Here is a 12,114-nt window from a genome sequence, read left to right on the forward strand (position 1 = left end):
CCCGATCGACAAGAGTCGAGCAACTTCGTCGGCATGGAGCTTGCCACCCATCCGCGGCAACACAACTGCCGCTCGACCATCTGACGCGAGGAGTCGGAGTGCCAATTCAATCCAACCGAAGTCCGATCTTGTCGCGGAATTCGGCAGCGTGGATGGATTGATTCCTAGGGCGCCCCACCTTGCTTCAATCTGCGTTCCGCGCAGCATTCCCCACGGCGGCTGTAGCACAACCGCATCGTGCCGCCCGACGTGCGCTGCGGCCACTTCGAATGCATCGCCGGTTTCGATCTCGGCTTTGAAACCACCCATCTCGAATCTTCGCGAGGCGACGGATGCGATATCAGCGTTGATCTCGATGCCATGAAGCTCAGGGCGACTCGGAAGTGCCGAGCAGGACCTCAGGATGCCTCCAACCCCGCATGCTGGATCGATCACCGAACGGGGGTCGCCGACTAGGTTCGAAATGAGCGTCGCAATGCTATCTGGTGTGACTCGCTCACCGGCGGACCGATTTCTTGGAACGAGCAGGGCCTCATAGACCGCCGCCAGAAAGCCCGGTTCGTTCACCCGAATGTGCCGCTCAAGCGTATGCCGACACACTTCTTCAAGTCGGTGTTCCAGCTCGGATGACCGGCTGGCCATCGGAATCGACGCGCCACGGATACCCTGCCAGTATCGATAGACGAGGTCGAGGACAAAGACTTGTCCCCGGTCCATTCCAACGCCACGAGTGAGATCAAGCAGCTCCGATGCCATACTCTCCGCTAATCGCGGGTTCCAATCTGCTTTGCCGGCCTGCCAATCGCGGTCCTGCGCCATCGGTTCTCCCAAGACAATAGGTCTGACGGTCTACGGTCCTTCTACCCTTTCCAACTCTTTGAACCGAAGCAAGACGCCGCCCAGCGGACAGGCTAGCTCCGTGGAACGTCGTGCAGCGGCGAATCTAGTCGGGTCATGGCGCCGCGAAATCGAGGTCAGTCCGCGGTGGCAGTCGCTTCGAGCGCAGAGGCCACGGCCTCAAATTCGACCAGTGCGGCGGCGAGATCATCGACGATTTCGCGAGCAATCACCTCGGGTGCGGGGAGGTTGTCGAGGTCCTCGAGTGAATCGTCGCGGAGCCAGGCTATGTCGAGGTTGGCCTTGTCGCGGGCAACCAGCTCGTCGTACGTAAATGCCTTGAACCGCTCCCCTTCGACTCTGCTTTCCCTCGAGTTACCTGGGCCGAACGCCTCCACGAAGTCATCGAGATCGGCCCGACGGAGCTGGTTCTGCTTCAGCGTGAAGTGCTTGTTCGTCCGGAAGTCATAGACCCACAACTTTGTCGTCCAGGGATTTTCCGAAGCAGGTCGCTTATCGAAGAACAGCACATTGGCCTTGACGCCGCCCGCATAGAAAATCCCGGTTGGCAGTCGCAGAAGTGTGTGGACATCGAACTCTCGCAATAGGCGGCGCCGGATCGTCTCCCCTGCACCACCCTCGAACAACACGTTGTCGGGGAGGACGACGGCAGCACGTCCGTTGATGTTCAGGATGGTCTTGATGTGCTGGACGAAGTTGAGCTGCTTGTTGGCGGTCGTCACCCAGAAGTCATCGCGCACGATCTCCAGATCGTCGCGGGACTCGCGCCCATCCACGCCGATCATGGTTACGGAGGACTTCCGCCCAAACGGCGGATTTGCTAGGACAACCGAATATCGTTCACCGGGGTCCGCCGTGAGGGCGTCGCGGACGTTGATTAGCGAGTCGCCTTGCGGCGTCCCGATGCCGTGCAGGAGCAGGTTCATAGCGGCGAGCCGGGCGGTCCCGTCCACGAGCTCTGTGCCACTAACAAAGCCGTCGCGCAGGTGGTTTCGCTCGTCCGGCGACAGGTTTTCGGCATCCTTGGCCGCATAAGTGTGTGCCCACAGCAGGAAGCCGCCGGTCCCACATGCGGGGTCGCAGACAGTGTCCTTGGCCGACGGCTGGACGCAGTCCACCATTGCAGCGATGACAGATCGCGGGGTGAAGTACTGACCAGCGCCCGACTTGATGTCTTCAGCACCCTTGGCAAGCAGCGCCTCATACGCATCACCCTTGACGTCCACTCCCGCAGCTGACCAGTTCTCCCTGTCGATCAACTCAACGATGAGCCGCTTCAGTTTTGCGGGGTCCTGGATGCGATTCTGCGCTTTGCGGAAGATTGTGCCCAGCGCGCCCGGCTGGCGGCCAAGTTCTTCGAGGATGTGACGGTAGGTGACCTCGAGCTCGTCACCATCGGCGTCGAGAAGCCGCTGCCATGAGCACGACGGCGGGACGACCGTGATCGGGTTGAGGCGGCGCGTCGCCCGCTCATGCGCCATCTTCAGGAAGATCAGATAGGTGAGCTGCTCGGTGTATTCAATGGTTGATACTCCGTCGTCGCGAAGCACGTTGCAGTACAACCACAGCTTGTCGACAAGTTGGCGCGCTTGGGTCACGAAGTCACCTTTGCCATTGATTCTTCAACTCGGTCAAGATCTGGGGAGGAGCCAGAGAGCTGGCCACTGAACGCCGCTTGCCTAAGCGCGGCGCGGAGCGCCCTCGACCGGCTGGCAGCTCGGGTTCTTTCGCTATCAAGCCTCGCGATTGCCTCACGATTATTGCTTACTCGAGTAACCACGGCAGCTTGGTCAGCGGGCGAAGGAATTTGCAACACTATGGAGGCCAAGTCCTTCTGATTCACCTTGTAGATTCCGGCAGTTGTCCTTGCTCTCGACTCGATCTGATTGCGAACGATGCGGGAGTTCCAAACCAGCGCGAGGTACTCCGGCAGCAGTTTGCTGGAGATAGGGCGCGCCCGAATCAAGGTGTCTGGATAAGCGACTGGGTCGGGCTCGTCGGTCACAAGCCCGCCCAGACCTACGAGGCGCAAGCTTCCGTTGCCTCGAGCGATGAGGAAGTCTCCCCTGCGGACGAGGTACCGCTCAGCATCGGCAGCTGTCCAGGCGCCTGCCTTACGTTCGGACAGATCGATCCGACCGCCACGGAGAGCCGTCAGCCGCAGAACCGGGAAGCCGTTCTCCTGTGTTGGCACCGATCGCCCGTTCGCAAGACCCACCTCGAGGAGATCCTTTAGAGGAACCTCGCTGACATAGACACCGCCGATTGCATGCGCAAGAACCTGATCGCGAAGCAGAGCAGTCCTCCGACCGGCACTGTCTAAGCCTCTCTCACCCGCTTCAAGTCGCGACAAATGGTCTTCCAGGATGCCGACAATCCAACGCTGTTCATCGATTGGCGGAGCGATCACGCTGATCCGCCTCATCGCGGCCTGAGTCAGCTTCAGTCGAGTCGTGCCATTCGCATGCCCTCTATAGTCGAATTGGTTCAGATAGTGCGTCAGGTACCGAGCATCGACCTCTCCGTCACGAGGGCGCAAGACGTGAGCATGGTTATTCACCCAAGATGGCCCAACAATGCGGTACGCCTTCGGCTTAAGCGGATCGAAGAACTGAACGCCATCTTCGCCAAGCAGCACGAGCTCCTCGTCGAAGATGTGCGAGTCGATCCAGCCAACCTGACCGGTGGCCCCGTAGTACGGCACATCGCCCGTGCGCGACGCTCTCTCCGCAGCAGAAACCGGAACGCGCCGCCCATCAAGCACATCGACAAGGTCGCTAATCGGTCGGCGCACCCAGGTCGCCGGTTGTCTCACGCAGTCAACTCCGTATTCAGTTCAGCGATCAGGTTCTCCGCATCTGGACCGAGTTCATCGAAAACGGCGTCTGCACCTCCCCGCTCGGTAAATGGGGCGACATCGAGGTCGTCAACGCTCATCCGAGCAGCCTGCGCGATCGTGTCGGCGATGCGATCGAGCCACCACCTTTGTCTGTGTGTGAACAACACACCCGCCTGCTCCTGCTGAGCAAGCCAGTTTGCGTAGCGGCTCGCAACCGAATCGGCATATGGCTGAAGCACATCATCGACGCCAAGTGTGTATCTGATCAGAGCGACAAGGTCGGTCGCGGTGTGCCGATCACTCTTCACTACCTTCCCCTGGTTGGTCTCGACGTCGATCGCGAGGTAGGCGTTCCAGATGATGTCCGGCGTCCAGTTGTACGGCGGGCGCCTAATCTGCTCGGCAAGCTCGCGCAATTCGGCGTAGGTCACTTTCCCGCTGCCGCCATGGTCGTACATGACTTGCAGGGCGGTGATCTCGTCTTTGTGAGTGTTGATGTACTCACGCCAGGACGCGACTACGTGGCGAGCCTTGTCAGTGTCGATGACTCCCCCGGCATCGAGCAGCACATCCACGCTGATCTCGTCGATGACGAGGTCGTGGCTTGCCCGAATGGCGAGGATTCGCTGTCGCAGGTCGGGATTGCCGGCCAACGGTGCTATGGCGTTGATGACCAGCTCACGGAGGGCTTCATCGAAGGTCACCTCGGGGTTGCTCTGGCGGGCGATCTCGTGGGCTTCCGCCTGGTGGTCCACGTCCACGGCGTCTACGAGACTCCGGACGAGGGTGGTCAGGGGCATTCCGGCAACGGTCTCCAACTCTGTCCGCTCGCCGGCGGTCAACTGTTGGTCAAGGCGGGCCAGCCGCGAAGCCAGCGTCGCGGTCTCGTTCTCCGTGATCGTCAGCGCGGCGGCCTTGCCGAGTAGTTGTTTCAAGCTAACGGACTTCTCACGGTCCAGGGGGACAGCGTCGATGTAGTCGTGCTCGGTGACACCAACAGCGTCCACGATGACGAACCTGTCCTTGCTCGTAGCATCGGGTGTGACGGCCTGGAAGTCGGGGTCTGAGATGGTTCTAGCGCCACGACCTTTCATCTGCTCGAAATAGGTGGCCGACCGAACGTCACGCATGAAGAAGACGCATTCCAGCGGCTTCACGTCAGTTCCGGTCGCAATCATGTCCACGGTCACGGCGACGCGGAGCGTGGGTGAGTTCCGGAACTTCGCGAGCAGGTCCTTCGGGTCGCGGGCGTTGTAGGTGATCTTGGCTGCGAAGTCATTGCCCTTGCCAAACACCTGGCGGACAGCGGTGACGATCTCCTCAGCGTGGTTGTCGTCCTTGGCAAAGATGAGAGTTTTCGGCACCGACGACCGGCCAGGAAATATCTCCGTGTAGAGCCTGTCCCGAAATGTCTCCAACACCAGTCGAATCTGGCTGGTGGACGTCACAGCGCGGTCAAGCTGGCCCGGCGTGTAGTCGAGATCGTCGTCAAGAGCCTCGTACCGCTCCCGACGAGTTTTCTTGTCCCGGACAGGGACGATGGTTCCCGCTTCGACGTTGCTACCTTGCGCTGTGATCTGGGTCTTGATTCGGTAGACGTCGAAGTCGACGTTGACACGGTCGGCGACAGATTCGGCATACGTGTACTCAGACACCAGGTTCTGTTTGAAAAAGCCGAACGTCTGCTTTGTCGGCGTCGCTGTCAACCCGACGATGTGCGAATCGAAATACTCGAGGACGCCGCGCCAGACGCCATAAATCGAGCGGTGGCACTCGTCCACGATTACCAGGTCGAACGCCTCAGGAGGAAGGTCACCGCAGTACGAGACCTCCACCGGGCGTTCGGGCACTGCATTGTCGACGTCGGGGTCATCCTCGTCCGGAACCGCTCTTCCCCGCAGCACCGAGTACACCCGCTGGATTGTGGAGATCACGACCTTCGACGAACCAACCATGCCCGCGCTGGTCAGCTTATCGACGTTGTAAAGCTCGGTGAACTTGCGACCGTCATCTGGCGTCGTGTAATCCCGGAACTCGCGCAGAGTCTGGTCACCGAGGTTGTTGCGATCTACAAGGAACAGCACCCTGTTGAATCCACCAAACTTCAACAGCCGATAGCACTCAGTTACGGCGGTGAAGGTCTTGCCCGCACCCGTCGCCATCTGAACAAGCGATCGATCAAACCGCTGCTCCGCGAGGCTACGCTCGACCGACTTGATAGCCGTGATCTGCGCGGGGCGCAGAGGTACCTCATTCAACGCTGGCATCTGGTGGGTCTTGGCCCGCCAGGTCGGAGCGTGAGGGCTCGTCTTTGACTCGCGGATGACCCTTGCGAGAGTTTCCGGCTTCGGGAAGTTGAAGATCTTCCGTGCTCGAGGCTGCGGGTCGTAACCGTTGGTGAAGTGCGTTTCCGAGCCGGAGGCCTCGAACACAAAAGGCAGCCGGTCCTCGACCGTGACGGCCTGGAGTTGCTGTTGCGCCGACAGCCCGTTGGCGTACATCGCCGATTGCCACTCGACACCCGACAGGGTGGTTCCCTCGGGCTTCGCTTCGATCACGCCGATGATTCGTCGGTCGCCATAGATGAGGTAGTCGACCCGACCCGAACCACGCTTCATGATGACCTCGCGGACAGCACAGTTCGGGTGGTGGATGAGGTCGATCTGCGCCAGATCGCACACATGCCAACCTGCAGCACGGAGTTGCTGATCGATCAGCACCCGCGCCCGTTGCTCTGCGTGAAGACTGTCTCCCTCAGTCACGAGCATCACTCTAGGGCACCGCAGATCACTTCTTTGCGAGTTGATTGCCGGATGGAGTCAACGGGTCAGTAATGCCGGCCAGCCTCCCGCGTCATGTAACCGACCCGATCACGGGTTCAGTAACGGACTCGCGCTTCCGGACGTGCGCTGTCGAGATCACCCGTGACCTTGAGACCGAGCTTTTCCAGCTCGGCAATCGCTACGTCGGGCCGATCTCGAACGGCTGCCGCGGTCTGAATTTGCCGCCACCGCTCGCGACCCGCCGCAACCTCGTCCCGCCACCCATCGCGTCCAGCGATTCGGCAATCCTCAATCAACCACTGGACGAAATCCTCGGCGCAGGGCCGAAACCGGTCACCGCCTGTAGGGATGTGGATCGACTGAACCGCCGACGGACTCGGGTGCCCGGTCATCGCCAGAAGATGGGTGAACAGGCCGCTCTCGGCGTGAACGTGCACATGCGAACACGGCGCGGAAAACGAGTCTCGAACGTACTCCATTCGGAGGATGGGCTTCTTGCCTCGAACGTCGGTGACCTCCAACTTCGAAGTGTGCACCGCAAGATGGCGGCCCATCCGATCTGCCGTCAGCGCATAGGCCATGCCAAACAATCCGACCGGTGGTCCACCCGGCGAAGCATGAATGGTCTGACGGTAATTGAACGTGAATCGCTTGCGATCGGGCGAACCCAAGACCTTCAACTCATCCGGAATCGGTGCACCCTCGAGGCAAGTCAACGCACGAACGGACACGTCGTCAGCGAACTCCTTGGCTTCGGCGGCCAGGTCGAACTGCTCGCTCACTTGTCGTCAAGGAGAAACTGGATCGCCTTTAGCTCGTCCCAGGCGAGTAGCTCTTCGGAAGTCAGGCTGTAAGTGGTCGCGAGTTCACTCATCTGCTCAAAGGTCATTCCGACTCGGTCGAGCACCTTCTTCCGGCGGCGGCGAAGCCCTGACTCGGTCGCAACTTCGACAGTCACAGTCACGTCGTTCTCCTCTCGCCTCTGGCAATTATGCCCACAGTTAGTTTCACGGTGGTGTTCCTTTGCCTACGTGTCTACACCGGGGTACCGACAAGCTGAGCCGGTGATCGCTGGCCAAGCGCACCTGCGCATCAGGACCATTTCACAGTCATCTCGACATCCGCCGCCCTTATGCCGACGCGAACTGCCCCGCGTCCTGGCCATCGAGCACGGCCTTGACAGTCGAGGCGTACCACTTCAAACCACCGCGAGCCGTAGGTACCGCTCGATCGGTGAGATCGCGAGCGATCGCGTTGATCGAGACGCCGGTACGGTGCGCGCTGACGATCTCGTCGACGACCTCGAGCGGCAGAGTCGCCGGGCGCCCGAGACGGACTCCCGCAGCCTTCTTCGCGGCCAGTGCGTCCTTGGTTCGCTGACTGATCAGACGGCGCTCAAGCTGAGAGAACACGATCATCATGGCCGCGGCAGCTTCACCCGCCGGCGTCGTCGTGTCGATCGCGAGGTCTGCGGAGAACACACGCCAACCGGCCTTCGCTGCTCGGTCGAGCATCGTAGACGCATCGGAGATCGAGCGGCTCAGGCGATCGAGCTTGCTCACGACGAGCGCAGCGGCCTTGCCGGACTCCACGGCGGCGATCGCTGACGCAAGACCGGCACGGTTGCCGATTGCCTTGCCGCTGACACCTTCGTCTGCGTGCCAAGTAACGATCTTCCAGCCTCGCCGTTCTGCCTCGGCTTCGATGGTGGCGCGCTGCGCAGCAAGACCGGCACCCGAAAGTGCTTGTTCCTCGGTCGAGACGCGCAAGTACCCGACGACGAGGTTCGGGTCTGTGCTCTTCCTACCCTTGGCCACATCTCCGTCATACATTAAACGGTCATATTATGTATAGACTCAGCGTTCCAAACCTGCGAGCCGTTAGCCGCGTATCGTCGGCTCGATGGGGAGGCTGAGAGCCTGGGAAGGGAGCGTTCGGTGGACACCGAAGAAACGACCTGGCGGAACTACGAAGAAGTTGCCGTATACCTGCTGGACCGGATTGGCTCCGAGCTGGGCCTCAAAAGGGTTGAGGGCAAGCAGAAACTTGTCGGCACGTCAGGCTTGGCGTGGGAGATCGACGGCAAAGGCGTGAGGATGGGCGATGAAGGCATCGTGGTCATTGAGTGCCGTTGTCACAACCGTAAATTGACGCAAGAGCAGATGGCCGCGTTGGCCTTCCGCATGAAGGACCTCGGCGGAGTTGGCGGAATCGCGGTCAGCCCGTTAGGACACCAAGCGGGCGCCAAGAAGCTAGCCGAGGCTCAGGGGATCGAGGAAGTTCATCTCGACGAAAAGTGCACCCGCACTGACTACTTCTTGGAGTTCCTCAATAGAGCCTTTGTTGGGGCCTCAGACACAATCACGGTCCAGGATGACGCAAAAGTCTTCGTGGCGATCGAAGCCAACGGCGAAGCGTAGATTCGGCCCGACGATCGTCGGGTTCCACCCCAGTGGGTTCAGTGTGTCACCCACAACAGCATCCTTCGCCCGCGAAAGTGCTACCTACCGACCTGCCACACAGGTGCCCGATCGACGGATGCGCAGTCGGTAACGATGACCCCGGCTATCGGTGCCCGATAGGTGGATGCCGAATCGAGAGCGATTCTTCCGCTACCTGCCAGCGACGGCCTTGAGTGCGACAAGCGCTCCGGTAACCTGCGCCCGCCATACCGCAGACATTCCCACGTCCTGCGAGTCGGCAGCGACAAGGATCGCATTGAGTTGATCGGCCACCTGGCCCGCGAGCTCGATCCGCTCGGCTAGCGGCAATCCCGCGAACCGCGCCCACACAGCCGATAAGTCAATCCCGTTCATCATCCTGATCCTCGTCCATGTCTTGCAGTCGATCGCCCAACCGCTCCAGGGCGCGCTGGCACGCCTTCCATGCGCTCGCCCGGTGCGCGTAATTCAACCCGTTCGCGATCTCCTGATAGGTCGTCGGCCGCTCGCCGAAATCCTCATCCCACGACAACCGCTCCCGCAACGCGGCGTCCTGCCGGGCGCGGACCTTCGCGGCCCTCGTCTGGTGCTTCGCCAGCTCGCGCCGGTTGAACCTCCACACGGCCTTGTAGGCGGCTGACTCGGTTTTCCACCCGAGCCGGTCGGCGATCTGCCGGTAGGTCATGCCGTCGCGGAACCTCATGAACCATGCTTGCAGGTCGGCTTCCCGCTCCCCGGCCTGCGGGCTGGCCGGGTTCCCGGCGCAGGTGAATCGCGGCCGCGTCGGGTGGTAGCTCATCGTCCCCAAGGCCGGGTGGTAGTGCTGCGGCCCGTTACCCATGCTCGTGGTCTTTTCTCTCATTCCGTCCCGTGGCCGGGCAACAGCTCACCGAGGTCGGCGGCGCAGGCGCGGTTGATGTCCTCGACCTGCGCGAGCCATTCGGCGTCAGCGGCGCGCATCTCGTCGAGGGCGGCATCGAGTTCGTCGTCGATCATGCGGCTGGCTCCTTCGACTGGTTGCCTGTCGGCCACGAGCCACGCGACCAATTCGCGGTAGCCCTTGCGGCGGCCGGTGTCGAGGCTGTCGCGAAGCTGGCGGGCCGTCGCCGGCGACTTCGAGGCGCGGCTGATCATCCGGCCGACGGTGTGGCGGTGCGAATCGCACAACGGGCGCCCCGGTTCGTCGCAATCGTCGATCACGCACACTTCCCAGGCTGGCGTCGGGTGGCAGTCGCGCCATCCTCACCCGTATCTCCGGGAGTTGGCGCAACTGGCACGACTGTGCTCCCCACTCCAGTCGCGCCAACCTGTTTTTCCTGGTCAGGCACAGTTGTGCCACTGAAATCCAGTTGCGCCCCGTTCTGAGAGATAGGGCCAACCTGGCGCGACTTCCCCCCATCGTCCGGCGGCTCGCGGCGCTTGTGCTCGGGAAGCACCCAGTACGTGATCCGGGGGAAGCCTTCACCCGGTTGCATCACCTCCAGATCCTTCGCAGCGCGCTGCAAGGTGCGCACACTGAATCCTGCGGTCTTCCCGTCGCGCCTTACCTGTTCGGCTGGCGCTTTCAGACCCGGCTGAAGCGAGAGGTAATCCTGTAGCCATCCAACCGCGCCTACACGCTCGGGCGAATCCCTCGCGGCTTTCGGGTCGGCAACAGCGGCAAACCTATCCGCGACATGCTCTCCGATCGTCTTGTCGCTGTCGCCCACCGCATGCAGCAGCGGCACGGTACCGTCGTCATCATCGCTTGCAGCGAACCTCGCGACGCCGGCGATCTGGAACTTCGTGGCCGGTAGCTTGCGGGTGTGGTTCGCCTTCTCCGGCCCAATCAGCAAGTGCCCCTCTTCCTCGCCCGCTTGGGCATAGAGGCAGACGCGGGCTTTCTTCCGCAACTCTCCCGTTGCCCCGTACGTATCACGGGCGTCGCTGCTCGATACCCGGTTGGTGTGGGTCAGCAGCAGCACAGCGGCACCCGTCTGGCCAGCGGCTTCCTTCCACGGGTGAAGTCCTTGCCGCGCCTGTTGCGGGTCTTTGACCGACAGTTTCGCGGTCACCGTGTCCAGCCACGCATCCACAACGACGAGGGCCGGGGCTGGTTCCGCACTGGTGATCAAATGCATGTCGGCGGGGAATACGGGTGTCCCGGAGCCGTCCGGCTCGGTGCACACCACTGAGATTCTGGCCAGGTCCGCGCCAGCGACTTCGAGGCGGGGCCGGACCACGGTGGCCCAATCGTCTTCGGTGATGACGACAATGACGTGTCCCGGTTCCCTGGAGGGGATGCCGAACTCGGGTAACAAGGCCCCGGTGGTGACCTTCGCGGCGATCAGCACCCATGCCAGCGATTTGCCGATGCCTTCCGGCCCCACGAGCAGATTGACCGCGCCGTAGACGATCCGACCTCTCGCCAGCCAGGTCGGTTTCTCAGCGCCTTTCAGTTCGGTCGCGGCGTACAGCCGAGGCCGCGGGAAGGTCGCTCCCTCGCCCTCGTCGTCGGCTAGGTCGAGCTGCTGGAAGTCATCGAGCGTGTATCCCAGGGCGAGATGATCGGCCGCGTCCTTGCCTTCCTTCGCCCCAACGATCTTCACCGACGTGGCGATCGGCGCGAGGATCCCGCGCACGTGGCGGGCGTGGCCGCGTCCTGGCTGATCGGCGTCCGCGACGATCACGACCGGCCGCCCGACCAGCGGCGACCAGTCGAACTGGACAGCCTTCCCCGCGCCCATCGCGTTGCACACGGCGTGCCCGCCGGCGGCTCGAATCGCCATCACGTCCTTTTCGCCCTCAACGACGTGAATGGTCTCGGCCAGGTCGGCCGGCATCCTGTCGGACCCGAAGAGCGCCCGGCCGTTCTTGTTGCCCTTCTGGTAGAAGGTCTTCTTCCCATCGGGTCGCTGGACTCGGGTGACTTCGCGGCCGTCCGGGTACCGATACGGTCCCTTCGGGGCGTCGAACAGGTCTTTCAGGCTGAGCCCGATATGGCCGAGGAATCCGCGGGTGTGTGTGTCCGGGGCGTGGCAGTTGACCACCGTGAGGCAGCCGTCGCGCTCGTATTTGACGCTGACGGACCTGTCGGCGCTGGAATGGCCGGGCGCTTGAATGTCGGCGCGGTCCCGGTCGTCCGAGTAGCGGACGCGCAGCCCTGCGGACTCGGCGGCGCTGATCACCCGCTCGAATGACGTCATCATCGTGG

At 61.9% G+C, this 12,114-nt stretch carries 11 protein-coding genes; 1 reads left to right on the forward strand and 10 read right to left on the reverse strand.

Annotation, left to right across the window (positions count from 1 at the left end):
* From GOAMI_RS22780 to GOAMI_RS20930, 7 genes are all read right to left on the reverse strand, one after another.
* Positions 1-819: N-6 DNA methylase (locus tag GOAMI_RS22780; RefSeq protein ID WP_006438610.1), on the reverse strand; the 819-nt coding region annotated here is incomplete at its 3' end.
* A gap of 155 nt (positions 820-974) precedes the next feature.
* Positions 975-2,456 (reverse strand): class I SAM-dependent DNA methyltransferase, encoded by a 1,482-nt coding sequence (locus tag GOAMI_RS20900; protein ID WP_006438611.1) that lies wholly within the window; start codon positions 2,454-2,456, stop codon positions 975-977.
* Positions 2,453-3,673, reverse strand: a complete 1,221-nt coding sequence (locus tag GOAMI_RS22380) for a restriction endonuclease subunit S (protein ID WP_006438612.1) — start codon at positions 3,671-3,673, stop codon at positions 2,453-2,455. Before GOAMI_RS22380 ends, GOAMI_RS20900 begins: the two co-directional genes overlap by 4 nt.
* Complete coding sequence (locus tag GOAMI_RS20915) at positions 3,670-6,465, reverse strand: type I restriction endonuclease subunit R (RefSeq protein ID WP_006438613.1); 2,796 nt, start codon at positions 6,463-6,465, stop codon at positions 3,670-3,672. The genes GOAMI_RS22380 and GOAMI_RS20915 overlap by 4 nt, the downstream gene beginning before the upstream one ends.
* Positions 6,466-6,575: 110 nt before the next feature.
* Positions 6,576-7,262, reverse strand: a complete 687-nt coding sequence (locus GOAMI_RS20920) for a hypothetical protein (RefSeq protein ID WP_006438614.1) — start codon at positions 7,260-7,262, stop codon at positions 6,576-6,578.
* Positions 7,259-7,444, reverse strand: a complete 186-nt coding sequence (locus GOAMI_RS20925; RefSeq protein ID WP_006438615.1) for a hypothetical protein — start codon at positions 7,442-7,444, stop codon at positions 7,259-7,261. Before GOAMI_RS20925 ends, GOAMI_RS20920 begins: the two co-directional genes overlap by 4 nt.
* Positions 7,445-7,610: 166 nt before the next feature.
* Complete coding sequence (locus GOAMI_RS20930; protein WP_255219212.1) at positions 7,611-8,297, reverse strand: recombinase family protein; 687 nt, start codon at positions 8,295-8,297, stop codon at positions 7,611-7,613.
* 120 nt (positions 8,298-8,417) lie between these two features.
* On the opposite strand from GOAMI_RS20930, the gene GOAMI_RS20935 reads away from it, so the two are divergent.
* On the forward strand, positions 8,418-8,900 hold the full coding sequence (locus GOAMI_RS20935) for a restriction endonuclease (protein WP_006438617.1): 483 nt from the start codon (positions 8,418-8,420) through the stop codon (positions 8,898-8,900).
* 382 nt (positions 8,901-9,282) lie between these two features.
* Here GOAMI_RS20935 and GOAMI_RS20945 read toward each other — a convergent pair whose 3' ends face one another.
* The 3 genes from GOAMI_RS20945 to GOAMI_RS22385 are packed head-to-tail and all read right to left on the reverse strand — an operon-like array spanning position 9,283 to position 12,109.
* Positions 9,283-9,762, reverse strand: a complete 480-nt coding sequence (locus GOAMI_RS20945) for a hypothetical protein (protein ID WP_006438619.1) — start codon at positions 9,760-9,762, stop codon at positions 9,283-9,285.
* Between the two features lie 17 nt (positions 9,763-9,779).
* Entirely contained in the window at positions 9,780-10,121 is a 342-nt protein-coding gene (locus GOAMI_RS20950) for a hypothetical protein (protein WP_006438620.1), read from the reverse strand.
* On the reverse strand, positions 10,118-12,109 hold the full coding sequence (locus GOAMI_RS22385) for an AAA family ATPase (RefSeq protein ID WP_247603131.1): 1,992 nt from the start codon (positions 12,107-12,109) through the stop codon (positions 10,118-10,120). The genes GOAMI_RS20950 and GOAMI_RS22385 overlap by 4 nt, the downstream gene beginning before the upstream one ends.
* Between the last annotated feature and the right edge of the window lie 5 nt (positions 12,110-12,114).

The sequence above is a fragment of the Gordonia amicalis NBRC 100051 = JCM 11271 genome, from assembly GCF_000332995.1.
Lineage (GTDB): Bacteria > Actinomycetota > Actinomycetes > Mycobacteriales > Mycobacteriaceae > Gordonia > Gordonia amicalis.

What these genes read in the sequence shown, in the direction of transcription:
- GOAMI_RS20915 (WP_006438613.1), bottom strand. Translation starts at nt 6,465, where the DNA reads ATGCTCGTGACTGAGGGAGACAGTCTTCACGCAGAGCAACGGGCGCGG.
- GOAMI_RS20945 (WP_006438619.1), bottom strand. Translation starts at nt 9,762, where the DNA reads ATGGGTAACGGGCCGCAGCACTACCACCCGGCCTTGGGGACGATGAGC.
- GOAMI_RS22385 (WP_247603131.1), bottom strand. Translation starts at nt 12,109, where the DNA reads ATGATGACGTCATTCGAGCGGGTGATCAGCGCCGCCGAGTCCGCAGGG.